Source organism: Nocardia sp. NPDC127526 (genome assembly GCF_042672265.1).
Lineage (GTDB): Bacteria > Actinomycetota > Actinomycetes > Mycobacteriales > Mycobacteriaceae > Nocardia.
The window spans coordinates 1-16,682 of sequence record NZ_JBHXVO010000007.1 but is presented as its reverse complement, the minus strand read 5'-3'; the positions used below and the strand labels follow the sequence as shown (position 1 = coordinate 16,682).

Annotated in this window: 16 protein-coding genes; 9 read left to right on the top strand and 7 right to left on the bottom strand. The window is 68.3% G+C overall.

Annotated elements, in window-relative coordinates; genetic code table 11:
- The first annotated feature begins 62 nt into the window (after positions 1-62).
- The 4 genes from ACFVIV_RS14945 (at position 63) to rsmA (ending at position 3,529) form a co-directional block, all read left to right on the top strand.
- Positions 63-1,226: a lipase family protein gene (locus ACFVIV_RS14945; protein ID WP_379196427.1), complete on the top strand. Its 1,164-nt coding sequence runs from the start codon at positions 63-65 to the stop codon at positions 1,224-1,226.
- Between the two features lie 84 nt (positions 1,227-1,310).
- Positions 1,311-2,471, top strand: a complete 1,161-nt coding sequence (locus tag ACFVIV_RS14940; protein WP_379196425.1) for a lipase family protein — start codon at positions 1,311-1,313, stop codon at positions 2,469-2,471.
- Positions 2,472-2,484: 13 nt separating this feature from the next.
- The gene (locus ACFVIV_RS14935; protein ID WP_379196423.1) at positions 2,485-2,619 is read left to right on the top strand and encodes a hypothetical protein; all 135 of its coding nucleotides are present in this window, start codon (positions 2,485-2,487) and stop codon (positions 2,617-2,619) included.
- 28 nt (positions 2,620-2,647) lie between these two features.
- The gene (gene rsmA, locus ACFVIV_RS14930) at positions 2,648-3,529 is read left to right on the top strand and encodes a 16S rRNA (adenine(1518)-N(6)/adenine(1519)-N(6))-dimethyltransferase RsmA (RefSeq protein ID WP_379196421.1); all 882 of its coding nucleotides are present in this window, start codon (positions 2,648-2,650) and stop codon (positions 3,527-3,529) included.
- Positions 3,530-3,587: 58 nt separating this feature from the next.
- Here rsmA and ACFVIV_RS14925 read toward each other — a convergent pair whose 3' ends face one another.
- The 5 genes from ACFVIV_RS14925 to ACFVIV_RS14905 all read right to left on the bottom strand — a co-directional run bounded on the left by ACFVIV_RS14925 (position 3,588) and on the right by ACFVIV_RS14905 (position 8,513).
- The gene (locus tag ACFVIV_RS14925) at positions 3,588-4,118 is read right to left on the bottom strand and encodes an LpqN/LpqT family lipoprotein (protein WP_379196419.1); all 531 of its coding nucleotides are present in this window, start codon (positions 4,116-4,118) and stop codon (positions 3,588-3,590) included.
- 306 nt (positions 4,119-4,424) lie between these two features.
- Complete coding sequence (locus ACFVIV_RS14920) at positions 4,425-6,665, bottom strand: heavy metal translocating P-type ATPase (RefSeq protein WP_379196417.1); 2,241 nt, start codon at positions 6,663-6,665, stop codon at positions 4,425-4,427.
- A gap of 1 nt (position 6,666) precedes the next feature.
- Positions 6,667-7,572, bottom strand: coding sequence for a hypothetical protein (locus ACFVIV_RS14915; RefSeq protein WP_379196415.1), 906 nt, complete (start codon positions 7,570-7,572; stop codon positions 6,667-6,669).
- Entirely contained in the window at positions 7,573-7,779 is a 207-nt protein-coding gene (locus tag ACFVIV_RS14910) for a heavy-metal-associated domain-containing protein (protein ID WP_379196413.1), read from the bottom strand. It abuts the gene before it with no gap.
- Between the two features lie 122 nt (positions 7,780-7,901).
- Positions 7,902-8,513 carry a TetR/AcrR family transcriptional regulator gene (locus ACFVIV_RS14905; protein ID WP_379196411.1) on the bottom strand — a complete coding sequence of 204 codons (612 nt, stop codon included), beginning with the start codon at positions 8,511-8,513 and terminating at the stop codon, positions 7,902-7,904.
- Between the two features lie 79 nt (positions 8,514-8,592).
- On the opposite strand from ACFVIV_RS14905, the gene ACFVIV_RS14900 reads away from it, so the two are divergent.
- From ACFVIV_RS14900 to ACFVIV_RS14890, 3 genes are all read left to right on the top strand, one after another.
- On the top strand, positions 8,593-9,345 hold the full coding sequence (locus tag ACFVIV_RS14900) for an SDR family oxidoreductase (RefSeq protein ID WP_379196409.1): 753 nt from the start codon (positions 8,593-8,595) through the stop codon (positions 9,343-9,345).
- A 64-nt stretch (positions 9,346-9,409) separates the two neighbouring features.
- The gene (locus ACFVIV_RS14895) at positions 9,410-10,348 is read left to right on the top strand and encodes a 4-(cytidine 5'-diphospho)-2-C-methyl-D-erythritol kinase (RefSeq protein WP_379196407.1); all 939 of its coding nucleotides are present in this window, start codon (positions 9,410-9,412) and stop codon (positions 10,346-10,348) included.
- A 185-nt stretch (positions 10,349-10,533) separates the two neighbouring features.
- Positions 10,534-12,336: an ABC-F family ATP-binding cassette domain-containing protein gene (locus tag ACFVIV_RS14890; RefSeq protein WP_379196405.1), complete on the top strand. Its 1,803-nt coding sequence runs from the start codon at positions 10,534-10,536 to the stop codon at positions 12,334-12,336.
- A 6-nt stretch (positions 12,337-12,342) separates the two neighbouring features.
- On the opposite strand, the gene ACFVIV_RS14885 is transcribed toward ACFVIV_RS14890, so the two are convergent.
- The gene (locus ACFVIV_RS14885) at positions 12,343-13,215 is read right to left on the bottom strand and encodes an Abi-alpha family protein (protein WP_379196403.1); all 873 of its coding nucleotides are present in this window, start codon (positions 13,213-13,215) and stop codon (positions 12,343-12,345) included.
- A complete protein-coding gene (locus ACFVIV_RS14880; protein ID WP_379196401.1) occupies positions 13,212-14,489 on the bottom strand; it encodes a hypothetical protein in 1,278 nt (425 codons plus the stop codon). The genes ACFVIV_RS14885 and ACFVIV_RS14880 overlap by 4 nt, the downstream gene beginning before the upstream one ends.
- A 390-nt stretch (positions 14,490-14,879) precedes the next feature.
- Between ACFVIV_RS14880 and ACFVIV_RS14875 the strand changes: the two genes are divergently transcribed.
- Both ACFVIV_RS14875 and ACFVIV_RS14870 read left to right on the top strand, forming a co-directional pair.
- Positions 14,880-15,761: a DUF4393 domain-containing protein gene (locus tag ACFVIV_RS14875; RefSeq protein ID WP_379196399.1), complete on the top strand. Its 882-nt coding sequence runs from the start codon at positions 14,880-14,882 to the stop codon at positions 15,759-15,761.
- 128 nt (positions 15,762-15,889) lie between these two features.
- A complete protein-coding gene (locus ACFVIV_RS14870) occupies positions 15,890-16,414 on the top strand; it encodes a nuclear transport factor 2 family protein (RefSeq protein ID WP_379196398.1) in 525 nt (174 codons plus the stop codon).
- Positions 16,415-16,682: the final 268 nt, after the last annotated feature.

The window sequence follows — 16,682 nt, the reverse complement described above, 5'->3', positions numbered from 1 at the left end:
TCAGATCTATAAACTCGGCCCGGCACGCAATTTGTCTGAGGGTCGGGCCTGATGGAGGATTCATGCGGTTGTTCGATTGGCGCACGCGGATTTTCACCGCGGCCGTAGCGGCGACGGGGGTCGTCCTGGCGGCCCCCGGCGCTCCGGCTCAGGCGGCCCCGGCGGGCGCGGTGATCGAGGCAAGCGCACAGAGCGGCTTCCGCGGAATCTCCAACGCCTACATCGTCGACTACTGGACCACCCGCTCGAACGGTGAACCGGTGCAGGCCAGCGGCGCGCTGTACCTGCCGGATGGGCCGGCGCCCGCGGGCGGCTGGCCGATCCTGGCCTACGACCACGGCACCTCCGGTCTCGGCCCGGGCTGCGGCGGGCAGACCGACCTCACCACCGCCAATGGCGGCCGCGACCGCGAGAGCGCCATGCTGCGGAAACTGGTCGGCAAGGGATTCGCGGTCGTGGCGCCCGACTATCTCGGGCTGGGGCGCTTCGACACCGGCCCGCACCCGTATCTCGAAACCCGGACCGAGGCGAGCGCGACCATCGATCTGGTCAAGGCCGCCCGCGCGGCCCGGTCCGACCTCTCGCGCACCTGGTCGGTGATCGGGTTCTCGCAGGGCGGGCACGCGGCGCTGAGTGCGGCGCATCTGCAGCAGTTCACCGCGCCCGATCTGGATTTCCGCGGCGTCATCGCCTCCGATCCGGCCTCCGATGTGGAGAAGGTGCTGCCGTACCTCGGCCCGGCCGTACCCGCGGTGCCGGGCGAGAACGGCGCTGCCGTCAACGGTTTCGTGGTCAGCATGCTGGTGGGCTTGCGTGAGACGCATCCGGAACTCGATGTCGACAGCTACCTGACTCCGCGCGGACGGCAGGTGCTCGACGACTCCTCGGCCCTGTGCTTCCTCGACATCATGAAGTCGGTGGAAGGGATGTCCATCGGGGAGATGCTGAGCCGCCCGCTCGACGATCCGCGCTTCCGCGCCGCCGTCGACGAGTACATGATGCTGCCGACCGCCGGCTATGACGCGCCGATATTGTTGCTGCTCAATGCCACCGACATCGTCGTGCCGTCGCCGCTGCACGCCGCGCTGGCCGCGCAGCTCGCCGCGAATGGTGTGCAGTACGAAACCGTCGTGGGCATGGGGCAGCACACGGAGCTGAACCCGCAGATGTGGGCGGCCATCGACGCCTTCACCGCGCGCGTGCTGGCCACACCGGTTACGCCCTGACTGGCAATTCATTAGCTAATCGGCCCGCCGTTAGACTCGCCCGGAGATCAAATCTGTTTCCGGGGTGGGACCGATGGAGGTCGAATGCGTTTGAACAGTGTCGTCGCTCGCAGCCTGATTGCGTCCGCCGTGGCCGCGAGTGCGCTGGCAGTCCTGCCGGTGGGCCCGGCGCACGCCGATGCGCCGGGCACGCTCATCGCGGCAACCGCGCAGCCCGCCGGATTCCACGATCAGCCCAATGGTTCGGTGCTGACCTACTGGACCACCCGCTCCAATGGCGAACCGGTGCGGGCCAGCGGTGCGCTGCTGATTCCCGAGGGTCCCGCCCCGGCGGGCGGCTGGCCGATCATGGCCTACGACCACGGCACCTCCGGGCTCGGCGCGGGCTGCGGCGGCATGAGCGGGCCGGATCCGGTGAGCGGCCGGAACACCGATGACCGGATCCGGTATCTGCTCTCGCGCGGATTCGCCGTCGCCGCACCGGATTACCTCGGGCTGGGGCTGTTCGACACCGGGCCGCACCCGTATCTGGAGCTACGCACCGAGGCGACCGCCACCATCGATATGGTCAAGGCCGCGCGGGCGGCCCGGCCGGATCTCTCGCGCACCTGGGCGGTCACCGGGTTCTCGCAGGGCGGGCACGCGGCGCTGGGCGCGGCGAATCTGGCGGGGAGCCTGGCGCCCGAGCTCGACTTCCGCGGGGTCATCGCGGTCGATCCGGCCTCGGATATCGAGAAGTTCGTGCCGCTGCTCGGGCCCGGCGTGCCGGCGCTGCCGGTGGCGCAGAGCAATGAGGCCGTCGGGCTGATCGTCAGCATTCTGGCCGGTCTGCGGGAGGTGCATCCGGAACTCGATGTCGACGGCTACCTGACGCCGCGCGGCCGCGACGTGCTGGATGCGGCCGCGAGCCAGTGCTACTACGACATCGCCCGCACCGTCGGCGGCTCCGCCATCGGCGAACTCCTCGCCCGCCCGCTCGACGATCCCGGCTTCCGGGCCGCCGTCGACGCCTACATGCGGATTCCTACCTCCGGCTACACCGCGCCGATCCTGTTGCTGCTCAATGCCGCCGACTATGTGGTGCCCTCGCCGCTGCACGCCGCCCTCGCCGCGCAGTTCAGCGCCGCCGGCGTGAATTACGAGACGGTCGTCGGCACGGGGCCGCACGTGCAGCTCTCTCCGCAGATGTACGCGGCAATGGACGAGTTCACCACCCGTATGCTGGCAAGCCCCACCGTGTCCTGAAAGGAATCCATTCATGTGTCAGCCTGTCCGCTGTTCCTGCGGTAAGACCACCTGGTCCGGTTGCGGCGAGCACATTGCCGAAGTCCAGGCGATCGTGCCCGCCGAGCAGTGGTGCGCGGGCCATCAGGACGCCACCGAAGACAACTGACCGGGCGGTGCTTGATAGGTTTCGGAGAATGTCCGACACCGAAATCGCTGGTCGAGGTAAAGCCGCCCTGCTGGGTCCCGCCGAAGTACGGGAGCTGGCGGAGCGATTCGGCGTACGCCCGACCAAGCAACTCGGGCAGAACTTCGTCCACGACGCCAACACCATGCGGCGGATCGTCACCACCGCCGGCGTCGGCCGCGACGACGTGGTTCTCGAGGTCGGGCCCGGCCTGGGTTCGCTGACCCTCGCGCTGCTCGACGTGGTCGACCGCGTGGTCGCCGTCGAGATCGACCCCACCCTGGCCGGGCACCTGCCGCAGACCGTGCGCGACCGCGCCCCCGAACTCGCCGACCGGCTGCACGTGGTCGGCATGGACGCCATGAAGGTGACCCGCGCCGACCTCCCCGCCGGGCCCACCGCCCTGGTCGCCAACCTCCCCTACAACGTGGCGGTCCCCGTCCTGCTCCACCTCATGGCCGAATTGCCCACCATCCGAACGGCTCTGGTCATGGTGCAGCTCGAGGTCGCCGACCGCCTGGCCGCCGAACCCGGCGGCCGCATCTACGGCGTCCCTAGCGTGAAGGCCGGCTTCTTCGGCACTGTTCGCCGCGCCGGCACGGTGGGCCGCCAGATCTTCTGGCCCGTACCGCAAGTCGAATCCGGCCTGGTCCGCATCGATCGCTTCACCGAATCCCCCTGGCCGCAGGACATCGACTTCCGCCGCCGCGTCTTCGCCGTCGTCGACGCCGCATTCGCTCAGCGCCGCAAGACCTTGCGCGCCGCCCTCGCCACCTGGGCCGGTTCCCCCGCCGAAGCCGAAAAGCGCCTCGTGGCAGCCGGAATCGCCCCCACGGCCCGCGGTGAAACCCTGGACACCGCGGCCTTCGTCCGCCTGGCCCAGCAGTCCTAGCGCACGAAAAGGGCCGCCCGAACCGAAATCCGAGCGGCCCCACCGGGATTCCCCCGAATCAGCCTTCTCGCGCGGAAATCGTCAGCCCGTTCACAATGGCCGCCGCATCCCCACCGTCATGCTCTTCCTTCGTGGTCACGGTCAACTGCACCAGATACTGTTCCGCCCCAACCCCCACCACGATGTACCGGTTGTAAGCCCACAACGTCAACGGCTCCACCACATAGGTCCCGGTGATCGCACTCGACGGATACCCCGCGAACTCCCCACTGTCGGTATCGATATCCCGCCACTCCGGCAGCCGCCGCGCATCGGTGAACCCGCACTCCAACAACTCGACCGCATTCACCGTCTCCGACAACTTCCCCAGCAGCAGCACCGCATTATCGGCCCACCCGCCCTCCGGCGCGGTAGCCCAAACCCCGTACGCCCCCGGAAAAGCCGCCGCCGGCACCTCCTGCCACCCCTCCGGCACCGGCATAGAAATCACCGGCGCCCCCGGCGCCCCCGCCTCCACAGCGGCAACCTCCACCCCCGCGGCAGCCAGATACTCGGCAAGACTCGGTACAGCACCGGTAGCAGACGTCATGAACTCTCCTCCTCGGCTTCGCATGACAGGCTGTCGCGCGTCCGCAGTGTAGGCGTCCCGAACCAAACCCTCGCATCCGGGCAGCACCTGACGACGCATGATCAGCCGGGCGGCGCCGAGAGCATCGCTTCCAATTGTTCAGGTGTCACGGTGGCACGAGCCTCCGGGTTGTCCACCATGAAGGTGATGGTGGAGAGCAGCGCGTTGGCATCCAGGTGGCAAAGTCCGGGGATCAGATCCCAACGCAGTCTGTGGTCAAGGGCCGTCCGGATACCAAATGAGACCGACGGGCCGCCTGGTGGGGGCTCAGCCGCGGAAGCGGCGCAGGCGCAGGCTGTTGCTGACTACGAAAACGCTGGACAGGGCCATGGCGGCACCGGCGAGCATGGGGTTCAGGAGGCCGGCGGCTGCCAGGGGGATGGCTGCCACGTTGTAGCCGAAGGCCCAGAACAGGTTGCCCTTGATGGTGCGGAGGGTGGCTCGGGACAGGCGGATGGAGGTGGGGACGGCGCGGAGGTCGTCGCGGATCAGGGTGAGGTCCGCTGCCTGGATGGCCACGTCGGTGCCGGTGCCCATGGCCAGGCCGAGGTCGGCTTGGGCGAGGGCGGCGGCGTCGTTGACTCCGTCGCCGACCATGGCGACCACCTTGCCCTGGTCCTGGAGCTTTTTGACCACGTCGAGCTTATCGCTGGGGAGGACCTCGGCGATGACCTCGTCGATGCCCACCTGGTCCGCTACGGTGCGGGCGGTGGCGGCGTTGTCACCGGTCAGGAGGACGGGGGTCAGGCCGAGGGCGCGCATTTCCGAGATCGCTTGGGCGCTGGTCGGTTTGATGGCGTCGGCGATCACGAGGATGCCGCGTGCTTCACCGTCCCAGGCGACCACGATGGCGGTCTTGCCTGCCTGCTCGGCCTCGGTTTTGGCCGCGGCCAGCGCCTCGGGCAACTGGATGGACCAGTCGTCGAGGAGTTCGGTGCGGCCGATGACGACCGCGCGGTCGCCGACCAGACCCTGGACGCCCTTGCCGCCGTGGCTGACGAACTGGTCGACCTGTTCGGTGTCGAGGTCGCGGTCCTTGGCACCGTTCACGACGGCCTTGGCGACCGGGTGCTCGGAGCCGTGCTCGACGGCGGCGGCCACGCTGAGCAGCTCGTCGGCGTCCACGCCCGCGGCCGGGATCACCTCGGCGAGAGTCATTTTGCCGGTGGTGACGGTGCCGGTCTTGTCCAGGACGACGGTGTCGATGCGGCGGGTGGACTCCAGCACCTGCGGGCCCTTGATCAGGATGCCCAGTTGCGCACCGCGACCCGTGCCCACCAGCAGCGCGGTCGGAGTGGCCAGGCCCAGAGCGCAGGGGCAGGCGATGATGAGCACCGCTACCGCAGCGCCGAAGGCGGTGGCCACGGCCGCACCCGTGCCGAGCCAGAAGCCGAGGGCGGCAACGGCAATGGCGATGACGATCGGGACGAAGATCCCGGCCACCTGATCGGCCAGGCGTTGCACCGGAGCCTTGCCGTTCTGGGCTTCCTCGACGAGCGAGGCCATTTGGGCGAGCTGGGTGTCCGCGCCGACGCGGGTGGCGCGCACGGTCAGCAGGCCGCCGGCATTGACGGTGGCGCCGACCACCTGGTCGCCGGGGCCGACCTCGACGGGAACGGACTCGCCGGTGAGCATGCTCATGTCGACGGCCGAATTACCGTGCACCACAACACCGTCGGTGGCGACCTTCTCGCCGGGGCGGACCAGGAATTCCTCGTCCACTCGGAGATCGCCTACGGGGATGCGGGTTTCGACGCCGCCGCGCAGGACCGACACGTCCTTGGCGCCCATTTCCAGCAGGGCCCGCAGGGCGGAGCCGGCCTTCTCCTTGGAGCGCGTCTCGAAGTAGCGCCCGGCCAGAATGGCCGTGATCAGGACCGCCGCCACCTCGAAGTACAGGGCGGAGGACGAGTCGCCGCGGGTAATGGCAAGGCTGAAGGGGTGTTTCATGCCGGGGTGACCGGCATCGCCGAAGAACAGCGCGTACACCGACCAGCCGAAGGCGGCCGCGGTGCCCAGCGAGATGAGGGTGTCCATGGTGGCCGCGCCGTGCTTGGCATTGACCCAGGCCGCGCGGTGGAACTGCGCGCCGCCCCACACCACGATGGGCGCGGTGAGGGTCAGCGACAGCCACTGCCAGTTGGTGAACTGCAGGGCCGGGATCATGGCCATGGCGACCACGGGGATGGCCAGCGCCAGGCTCACCAGCAGGCGGTGACGCAGCTGCTGGGTCGCCGTGGGAACCGAATCACCCTCGGGTTCAGCGGACTTCACCGGTTCGGTGTGGTGCACGCTGGCGGTGTAGCCGGTGTCGACGACCTTGGCGATCAGGTCGTCGGGCGTCACCGAGTCCGGGAAGCTGACCTTCGCCTTCTCGGTGGCGTAGTTGACGGTGGCGGTCACACCGTCGATCCGGTTGAGCTTCTTCTCGATTCGAGACGCGCAGGAGGCGCACGTCATGCCACCGATTTCCAACTCGATTGACCGCTCCGGGGCTGGTGCGCTCATGTCAGTGACCTCCTCCGTGCTCTCCGTGCCCGCCCGGCTCACTGGATACCGGTGCGGCAGTGGTTGTCTCATTGGTGAATTCCGCGGTGTGCACCTTGCCGCCGTGCTGGAAGTCCAGGTACAGGCGGTACTCGCCGTCGCTCGGCGCTTGCGCGTGGAAGGCGACGTCCGGTCCGGGCGCGGTCTTGCCGACCTCGCCTTCGGGGTGCACGTGCAGGTAGGCGAGATCGCTCGCCCGCAGCGCCACCAGGTGCGCGTACGCGCCCAGGTAGGGCTGCAGGTCGGTGACCGGCTTGCCGTCGCGGGTGACGGTGAACGTCAGTTCGCTGCCCGCTTTCGTGAGATCACCGGTGAGGGTGACCTGGTAGCCGTCCACTTCGGCGGTCTTCGAAGGTGCCGGAAGCGGTTTGCCCGCGACGTTTCCCGCGACATTGACGATCCGGCTCAGGGTGAGTTCACCGGGACCGCCGGCGGGGGAGAAGTCGGCGAAGACCCGGTAGTCGCCGGGCTCGGCCCACTTCCAGTCGATGGACCAGGTGCCGTCCGCGGCGAGTTCGGGATGCACGTGCCGGAACTGGCTCGCATCCGAACGCACCACGATCAGGTGCAGGTTCTTGTCGTGCAGGGTGTTGTACTTCGTGACCGCGCCCTGCGGTCCCTGGATCCGGAACCGAAGCGCGCCCTGTTGATTCGGGGCCGTCGGGGCGGTGATCTCGCCGAGCGAGTATCCGGACTCGCTGTCGAGCAGTCCCGGCCCCGTCTCGGTGGCGGCGTGTTCGCCGTGCGCGGTGGTCGTGGCCGGAGCCGGCCCGGTCGGATCGCCCACGAGGGCTCCGATGCCGAGCGCGGCCCCGAACAATACGACCAGTCCGCCGCCGAACGCGGCGAACTTCAGTCGATCGTTCATTCAGCCCACCACCTGGTATCCCGCTTCGTCCACGGCGGCGGTCACATCGGCATCGGCGATCGGGGCGCTGGACTCGACCTTGACCAGGCCGCTGGCGAGGTCCACGTCGACACTGGTGACGCCATCGATCTTGCCGATCTCCTTCTTGACCGACCCGACGCAGTGGCCGCAGGTCATTCCGGTGACGGTGTAGGTGCTGGTGGCCATGTCGACTCCTTCTCGCGGTTGATACGGTGTGGGGGTATCCCCGACACCCAGAAACATACCCCCCATGGGTACCTGGCGCAAGTAGTTCGCCGGAGGAATTCCCCGTCGCGGCCCGGTCGAACTCAGTCGCGGGTGTCCGCGGGCCGCGGCAGAGCCTGAAGTGCCAGTTCGGCGACCCTTTCCAGGTCCTCCCGGCTCGCCCCGTCGCGCGCGGATTGCGACATGCCCTGCATCATCGAGGCGGTGAAGCGCGCCAGCACCCGCGCATCGGTTTCGGCGGGCAGCGCCCCGGCGGCGATATCGGCCCGCAGCGCCTCCTCGAAGGCGGCCACATTGTTGTTGCGCATCTCCTCGAGGCGCGCCGCCACCTCGGCATTCGTGGTGTTGAGCCCGGCGCTGATGATCATGCAGCCATTGGGCTGGCCCGGCTGGGTGTACTCCACGGCCGCCTCGCGCAGGGTGCGCCGGATGGCCGCGATACCGCTCGGCTCCTCGGTGAGCGCGCGCCCGGCGAAGCCGCCGTAGCGCCCGCCGTAGAGATCGATGATCTCGTCGAACAGCGTCTTCTTGTCCCCGAAGGCCGCGTACAGGCTCGGCGCCCCGATGCCGAGCTCCGCGGTGAGGTCGGCAATCGAGGTCGCCTCGTACCCCTTGCGCCAGAACAGCCGTAATGCCTTGTCCAGTGCGGTATCTCGATCGAAGGACCGGGGGCGGCCCCGGGTGGGAGTGGCCATACCTGCAATTTTATAGCGCTCACTAAATTATGTGCTACGGTCCCTTCTGTAACGATCACTAGAGAAATGGAGCGGGCTCATGGGCGCACTCACCGGCAAGACGGCACTGGTCACGGGCAGCGGACGCGGCATCGGCCGGGCCATTGCGGAACGACTCGGCCGGGACGGCGCGCGCGTCGGCGTGCACTACAACGGCAATACCGCCGCCGCGAAGGAGACGGTCACCGCCATCGAGGCCGCGGGCGGCTCGGCCTTCGCCATCCAGGCCCCGCTGGGCGTGCCCGGTGACGCCGAGGCGCTGTGGGCCGCCTTCGACGCCCACGCCGACGGGCTCGACATCCTGGTCAACAACGCCGGCATCGACGGTGTGCGGGAACCCATCGGGAGTACCGAGGAGGCCGAATTCGACCGCGTCTTCGCCGTCAACACCAAGGCCCCGTTCTTCGTCACCAAGCTGGGCCTGGACCGCATTCGCGACAACGGCCGCATCGTGAACATCTCCACCGGCCTCACCAATGGCGCGCACATGCCGGAGCTCATCGCCTACTCGATGACCAAGGGCGCGATCAATGTCTTCACCTCGACCCTCGCCAAGGAGGTCGGCGCGCGCGGCATCACCGTCAATGCCGTCGCCCCCGGCGTCATCGACACCGATATGAACGCCGGCTGGCTGCGCAATGACGAGGCCTGGGCGGCCGTCACCGCCATGTCCCCGCTGCGCCGCGTCGCCGATGCCGGCCATGTCGCCGATATCGTGGCGTTCCTGGCCTCCAACGACTCCCGCTGGGTCACCGGTCAGTGGATCGACGCCACCGGCGGCGCCCTGCTCTGAAAGGCGTTCGGGGGTGCGGCCCCCGAGCACCCCGGGAGTCGGCTTCCCCGATTAGGCTTGGGCCGTGCTGTCAGTTGTGCCCAGTCCCGTCGTCGTGCGCGCGCCCTCGAAGGTGAACCTGCACCTCGGGGTGGGCGACCTCCGCGACGACGGATACCACGACCTCACCACGGTTTTCCAAGCGCTCTCGCTCAGTGACGATCTGCGGATCTCGCCGGCCGCCTCCCTCACGGTGAAGGTGTCCGGCGAGAGCGCCGATCAGGTGCCGACCGATCGCGGCAATCTGGTGTGGCAGGCCGCCGTGCGGTTGGCGCCGCTCGGCGGGCGGGCGCCGCTGGTGGAAATCGCCATTGCCAAAGGCATTCCGGTGGCGGGCGGCATGGCGGGCGGCAGCGCCGATGCCGCGGCCGCGCTGGTGGGCCTGAACGATCTGTGGGAACTGGGCCTGGGCCGCACCGAATTGTCCAATATCGCAGCCGAACTCGGCAGCGACGTGCCCTTCGCCCTGCACGGCGGCACCGCACTGGGCCGCGGTCGCGGCGAGAAGCTGCTGCCGGTGTTGTCCCGCAACACCTTCCACTGGGTGCTCGCCCTCGCCAAGGGCGGTCTGTCCACCCCCGCCGTCTTCCGCGAACTCGACCGCCTGCGCGAAGCCGGCGACCCGCCGCGCCTGGGCAGCCCCGAGGACCTCATGCAGGCGCTGGCCTCCGGTGACGCGAAACAGCTGGCCCCCTTGCTCGGCAACGATCTGCAAGCCGCCGCCCTGTCGCTGAAGCCGGAACTACGGCGCACCCTGCGCGCGGGCGTCGCGGCCGGAGCGCTGGCCGGAATCGTCTCCGGCTCCGGGCCCACCTGCGCCTTCCTCTGCGACAGCGAGGAATCCGCGGTGACCGTCGCCGCCGAGCTCTCCGGCGCGGGCGTGTGCCGCAGCGTCCGCACCGCCCACGGCCCGGTCCCCGGCGCCCGCGTGATCACCGACTCCCCCGAACCCGCCAAGCACTGACCACTCGAGATCAACGGGAACTGGTGGCGGCGTCTCCCGAGTAGCGACCGCCACCAGTTCCCGGTCGGCGCGTTTTCACTTCGCGGGGCGGGCGGGGCGAGCGGATCGGGGGCGATCCTCGGCGATCGGTACGCTTGCTCGGGGCAAACATCTTCGTTTCGCCTGGCATCGACTACAGAGGACCCATGGCCAACCTGATCAACCTTGAAGCGGTCAACAAGAGCTTCGGCATCAAACCGCTGCTGGACAACGTCTCCCTCGGCGTGCAGGAGGGTGAGCGGATCGGGGTCGTGGGTCTCAACGGCGGCGGCAAGACCACGCTGCTGGAGGTGCTGACCGGGCTCGAACAGCCGGACAGCGGCCGGGTCAGCCGGGTCGGCGGACTCCGGATGGCCGTGGTCACCCAGCGCGGCGTGCTGCCCGAGGGCGCGACCGTCGGTGAGGTCGTGCTGGCCGGGCTCGCCGCCGATGCCATGACCGATGGCGTGGCCGAGCACGAGTGGGCCTCGAACCAGCGCATCCGCTCGATCGTCGAGGGCATCGGCATCGCCGACCTCGGCATGGACACCCCCGTCGCCAACCTCTCCGGCGGCGAGCGCCGCCGCACCGCCCTGGCCGCCGCCCTGGTGCGCGAACTCGATCTGCTCGTGCTCGACGAGCCCACCAACCACCTCGATGTCGAAGGCGTGCAGTGGCTGGCCGAGCACCTGCTCGCCCGCCGCAGCGCCCTGGTGGTCGTCACCCACGACCGCTGGTTCCTCGACACCGTCGCCACCCGCACCTGGGAAGTCCAGGGCGGCAAGGTGGAGACCTACGAGGGCGGCTACAACGACTGGATCTTCGCGCGCGCCGAACGCGCCCGCCAGGCCGATGCCAGCGAGGCCCGCCGCCAGAATCTCGCGCGCAAGGAGCTGGCCTGGCTGCGCCGCGGCGCGCCCGCCCGCACCTCCAAGCCGCGCTACCGCATCGAGGCCGCCGAGGCGCTCATCGCCAATGTTCCCGAGCCGCGCGACTCGGTCTCGCTGGCCTCCTTCGCCCGGAAACGCCTGGGCCGCGTGGTGATCGAGCTCGAGGACACCACCCTCGCCACCCCCGACGGCCGCGAGCTGGTGCGGGATCTGACCTGGCGGCTGGCTCCCGGCGAGCGCGTCGGCCTGGTCGGCGTGAACGGCTCCGGCAAGACCACGCTGCTGCGCGCGCTGGCCGGAGACGCGGACCTGAAGGCCGGCAAGCGCATTCAAGGCCAGACCGTCAAGATCGGCTGGCTCCGCCAGGAACTCGACGACCTGCCCCTGGATATGCGTGTGCTGGAAGCCGTCCAGGACGTGGCACAGCGAACCATGCTCGGCGACAAGGAGATCACCGCCAGCCAGCTGGCCGAACGCCTGGGCTTCACCCCCGCCAAACAGCGCACCCCGGTCGGCGACCTCTCCGGTGGCGAGCGCCGCCGCCTGCAGCTGACCCGGATCCTCATGAGCGAGCCCAATGTCCTGCTCCTCGACGAGCCCACCAACGACCTGGACATCGACACCCTGCAGCAGCTGGAGGATCTGCTCGACAACTGGGCGGGCACCCTCGTGGTCATCTCCCACGACCGCTACCTCATCGAGCGCATCTGCGACTCCACCTGGGCCCTGTTCGGTGACGGCAAGCTCACCAACCTGCCCGGCGGTATCGAGGAGTACCTGAAGAAGCGCACGGCGCTCATCGCCGCGAAGTCGGGCGCCGTCGCCAAGGCCGCCCCGGCCGCGAACACCGCTGCCCCCGCGACGGATTCGGCCGCCTACCGGGCGGCTCGCAAGGAGCTGGCCAAGCTGGAGCGCGCGATCGAGAAACTCACCGAGCGCGAGGAGAAGCTGCACGCCAAGCTCGCCGAGGCCGCCACCGACCCGGACAAGCTCATCACCCTGGGCGCGGAGCTCAAGCAGGTGCAGGCCGAGAAGGAGTCCACCGAAGAGCGCTGGCTGGAACTGGCCGACAACGCCTGATCCGGTTCAGCCGTGCTGTTCGAGCGTCCCTTGATCCAGCACGGGCACCGGCAGGCAGGTCCGGACGAATCCCGCTCCGAACGAGGTCAATTCGATGGTGCGGTAGAGCACCTTGGTGCCGAACGAGGTGCGCTTGAGTAGTCGGCGCACCTCGGGCAGCGCCTCCAGCAGCTGATACCGGTTCGGATTGCCGAGCGGTTCGCGCGCGATATCGGTGAGGCCGAGGCGGTCCAGATTGGTGAGGTACTCCTCGACGCGATTGGGGTAGCGCAGCCCCGCGTCCTCGCCCAGCAGCGTGAATTCGCCACGGCTGCTGGTGCGGCCGGTGCGGACGGCCAGCAGCGGCTGCGGCCCGTCCAGATAGAGGAAGCGGATGATGCGCGCTTCATCGGGCGCCAGCTCGCCCAGGATCCGGGCGTAGGCGGGATGCAGGTGGGTGTCGTCCTCGGACTGGAAATCGGCGGAGCGGCGCAGCAATTCGGCGCCGCGGGCACGGAGATCGGTGGGGGAGCAGGGTTCCGGTGCGGCGACGGCCGTGCTGACCGGGGCGGTGACGCCGAGCGCCTCGCGGACCGAATGCCGCACCTGCGCACCGGCTTCGGAGAGGATCTCGCGCGGGGCCCGACCGGTCATGCTGCCGCGCAGCACCACCGAGGTGACGCCGAGGGTGGCGCGCAGGCTCCAGAAGCCGGCCTCCACCGCGGCCGATACGGCCACGCGCGCAACGCCGGTCGCGGTGCGCACGGTTCCGGTCAGGGCTGCCGAAGACCGACCGGGCGTCCGCTCCGAGACCGGCACCGGCAGCGGCGCGGGCTCGAGCAGCGCGAGTTCGGTGGAGGTATCGACGGGATCATCGTCGCCCGAGTCGGTTTCGGTCATATCCATGTCGTTGCCACTCCTGTGCCGAAGATCAGGATGTGAGCGTAACCGGCGAAGAGCCCCAGCACGCCGCCATGGACGAACAAAAGCCATTCGTCTTGTTTGATGGCCGATCGCAGCATGTCCACGAAGTCCGGCGGCTCCAGCGCCGACATTTGTTTGGCGATGAACTCCGAGACCTGCTTGCCCTGCTGGGCGTTGAAGGCCGGGTCGGCGAAGGCGATGGGCGCGATGTTCTTGGCCTCGGCGGTGAAAGACGCCTGCAGCGAGTCGTATTCGCGCCCGCCCAGCATGAACTTGACCGCGCCGCGGGCCGGCCCCAGCGCCCGGTCCGCGGCGGGTCGCAGGGTGTCCTCCAGCATCTGGATGGTGCGGTCCGAGCGCGGGCCGTTGAGCATCTCGTCGCCGATATTGGCGACGGTCATGACCTGACTGGAGACCATGTCCGCGTACCCCTCGGTGATCTCCGACTGCCGCTTCACGAGCAGCCCCTGCCGCCACGGGCACCACCACTTGGGATAGGCGGGCACGAAGATCAGGTTGATGCCGACCCAGTTGACCACCCAGCCGATGATCACCCCGCCCAGCGGCAGCACCAGCAGCGCCGACCATCCGGTCCAATGCAGGATGCCTACCAGTACCAGGCCCATGGGTGCGCCGAAGTAGAAGCCGAAGTTCTGCATGAACTGCAGTTCCTTCTGGCCCAGCACCTGGAACAGACTGTTCAGCAACTGCGGCCGCGCCTGGAAGTAGCGAATGACCATCTGCTTCACGTCGACCAGTTGATCGATGTTGTCGGCGATTTCCTTGGTGAGTTCCCGGAGAATATCGGGGAGTTGCTCCTTGACTCGCTGATGCACCATCTCGCGGACTCCGCTGGGCAGGTTGTACCAAAGCTGCGGATGCTCGCGCTTCAGGATGTCTTCGACGATGTCGCGAATCTGTAGTTCCGCGGTTTCGGTGAAATGCTCGGCGAGCTTGTCGGGACCGAGTTCGCGAAAGAAGTCCCCGACGTTGCCGAGTTTCGCGAGCCCTTTGTCCACGGCGATGGACGCCATCTTGTCCGCACGTGAGGGCACGATCCCCTGCCAGCCCATCCGCCCGTCGTACTGGAGCAGCGGCAGCACTTGAATTCGTTTGGGCAAGTACGGAAACAGGGCCGCGAGTCCCGGAACCCGGATGCCGTGGAAACCGATCGGCTTGAACAGCATGAGCACGCCGGTCCAGTTGGTGATGTAGCCGATCACGCCGGTGAACAAGGGAATTGTGATCAATTCCAGCAAAATTGTCGGGTGAACTCCGAAGACGCTCTCTAGCACGACACCCTCCTGCCGACCCTGCACCGGTACTGCCGCCGGCGTACACACCCCATCGGCATCCCGGACCTTACTGTGCGTTCAGGAATCGAGTCCAGTGGTGTCTGGGTCGGAGATCTCGGTCACACTGCTTCATCCTGATGTTCCGATCCCACGATGGGACCACGAGAATGGCGGGGACCACATCCATATCGCGCGCGGTTTGGGGGTTGGGGGTCACATCGGACGGCGTGTCGTCGGTTGTGGACGGGGTAGCCTTCGCATGGCTTACCGGGTTCGAGGTGCCTGGGGTCTGTCGGCGGCATAATCTGTGAACGGTTTGTTCACCTGGCGATATTCGGAGATGACGTGGCAGACGACAGGACCGGACAGGAAGTGGTTCGTCCGGGTTCCCGTGCCGTGGAACGCAGCTCGGATGTGGAGAAGCGACAGATCAGCAATGAGGCCCGGCTGATCCGGGGGGCCTTCCGGGCCGCCGGGCTGGCCGTCGGCACCGCGGTGCGGGGTACCGAATGGGCGGTCGGCACCAGTTTCGAGATCACCAAACAGCTGACCCAGGCGGCGCTGGACGGGGAGTCGTCGGCCGATATCGCGGAGCGCACCGGGGCGGCGCTGCGGTCCATCGCGCGCAGCGCGCTCGGGGTCACCGAGGGTTCGGTGCGCGAGATCGTCAGCTATGTGCCGACCCCCATGAACGGCCCGACCGCCCAGCACGCGATTCCGTCAGGGGCCCTGGTCCGCTCGGCCAGCTCCGAGGAACTGCGCCGCCGCGGCGACGCACTGCTCGCGCGGTCGGCCGATGTGTACTTCACCGAGGACGTGCATCCCGCCTACGACCGCATCCTCGACCAGCTCGCGCCCGATGAGGCGCGCATCCTGCGGTTCATGGCCTTGAACGGCCCGCAGCCGTCGGTGGATGTGCGCACCAACCGGCCGCTGGGCATCGGCTCCGAGCTGGTGCAGGGCGATCTGACCTCGGTGCCGGAGCAGGCGGGCGTCCGCTACCCGGACCGGTCGCGCCACTACCTGATCAACCTCAGCCGCCTCGGGCTCACCATGACGTCGGAGGATCCGGTGGTGCTGTCGCGCTACATGGTGCTGGAGGTGCAGCCGGTGGTCGAGCAGGCCCTGAAGAAGGCCGGCCGGGTGCCCAAGATCGTGCGAAAGAGCCTGCGGCTGACCGAGTTCGGCGAGGACTTCTGCAAAACCTGCTTCAGCATCAACGGCTGACCGACCGCCCCGCCGCCCCGCACCCCCCGCCCGAATCGGGGCGCAGGGGTACCTGGCTGATAGCGATACGGTACAGATCTGCCTCAATCGGCAAAGGATTCCGCATACCTGATGGGATTGTGGATGGTATGGATTCCGATGCGGTCGCCGCGATCAGCCGGCTGAAGTTCCGGTATCTGCGTGCCCTCGACACCAAGTCGTGGGAGGAGTTCGCCGACACCATGATTCCCGAGGCGACCGCCACCTACAGCGAGTACCTCCAATTCGAATCGCGCGACGCCTTCCTCGCCTTCATGCGCAACACCCTCGGCCCCCACGTCATCACCGAACACCGCTGCGACCACCCCGAAATCGACGTGGACGGCGACAACGCCACCGGAACCTGGTACCTGGCCGACACCGTCCTCATCCCCGGCCACAACATGCTCCTCCGCGGCGCAGCCTTCTACTCCGACCAGTACGTGAAGTGCTCCGACGGCCAATGGAGAATCGCCCACACCGGCTACGAGCGCACCTACGAAGTGGTGCTATCCCTCTCGGACTTACCGAGCCTGCGTTTGACCAGCAGCCGCTGGGGGCTGATAGCCCGCGACCCCGCAGACACACCACGCACCGAGCCCCTGCCTCCCGATGCCACGGGGACGATGGGTTGATCGTGGGGGCTTCGCCCCCACACCCCCTAAAGAAGGAGAAATTTGGGGGCAAGCCCCCAAACCCCCAAGTGGAGGGCCGGGTCCGCGACCCGGATAGTCGCGAGCGGGCCGCCCGGTGAAGCCGAGCGCCGGTCCGGGTCCCCAGCCCGTCCGGTTCCCAGCCCGTCCGGTTCCCAGCCCGTGTGCCTGTGTGTTGGTCCGCCGCAGGCGAACTGTCAATTAACGGCAGGGATGACAGTTGGTGCATCAACTGTGTGGGTTCGGGGCC

What these genes read in the sequence shown, in the direction of transcription:
- ACFVIV_RS14870 (WP_379196398.1), top strand. Translation starts at nt 15,890, where the DNA reads ATGGATTCCGATGCGGTCGCCGCGATCAGCCGGCTGAAGTTCCGGTAT.
- ACFVIV_RS14940 (WP_379196425.1), top strand. Translation starts at nt 1,311, where the DNA reads ATGCGTTTGAACAGTGTCGTCGCTCGCAGCCTGATTGCGTCCGCCGTG.
- ACFVIV_RS14890 (WP_379196405.1), top strand. Translation starts at nt 10,534, where the DNA reads ATGGCCAACCTGATCAACCTTGAAGCGGTCAACAAGAGCTTCGGCATC.
- ACFVIV_RS14915 (WP_379196415.1), bottom strand. Translation starts at nt 7,572, where the DNA reads ATGAACGATCGACTGAAGTTCGCCGCGTTCGGCGGCGGACTGGTCGTA.
- rsmA (WP_379196421.1), top strand. Translation starts at nt 2,648, where the DNA reads ATGTCCGACACCGAAATCGCTGGTCGAGGTAAAGCCGCCCTGCTGGGT.
- ACFVIV_RS14900 (WP_379196409.1), top strand. Translation starts at nt 8,593, where the DNA reads ATGGGCGCACTCACCGGCAAGACGGCACTGGTCACGGGCAGCGGACGC.
- ACFVIV_RS14920 (WP_379196417.1), bottom strand. Translation starts at nt 6,665, where the DNA reads ATGAGCGCACCAGCCCCGGAGCGGTCAATCGAGTTGGAAATCGGTGGC.
- ACFVIV_RS14910 (WP_379196413.1), bottom strand. Translation starts at nt 7,779, where the DNA reads ATGGCCACCAGCACCTACACCGTCACCGGAATGACCTGCGGCCACTGC.
- ACFVIV_RS14905 (WP_379196411.1), bottom strand. Translation starts at nt 8,513, where the DNA reads ATGGCCACTCCCACCCGGGGCCGCCCCCGGTCCTTCGATCGAGATACC.
- ACFVIV_RS14935 (WP_379196423.1), top strand. Translation starts at nt 2,485, where the DNA reads ATGTGTCAGCCTGTCCGCTGTTCCTGCGGTAAGACCACCTGGTCCGGT.
- ACFVIV_RS14945 (WP_379196427.1), top strand. Translation starts at nt 63, where the DNA reads ATGCGGTTGTTCGATTGGCGCACGCGGATTTTCACCGCGGCCGTAGCG.
- ACFVIV_RS14925 (WP_379196419.1), bottom strand. Translation starts at nt 4,118, where the DNA reads ATGACGTCTGCTACCGGTGCTGTACCGAGTCTTGCCGAGTATCTGGCT.
- ACFVIV_RS14885 (WP_379196403.1), bottom strand. Translation starts at nt 13,215, where the DNA reads ATGACCGAAACCGACTCGGGCGACGATGATCCCGTCGATACCTCCACC.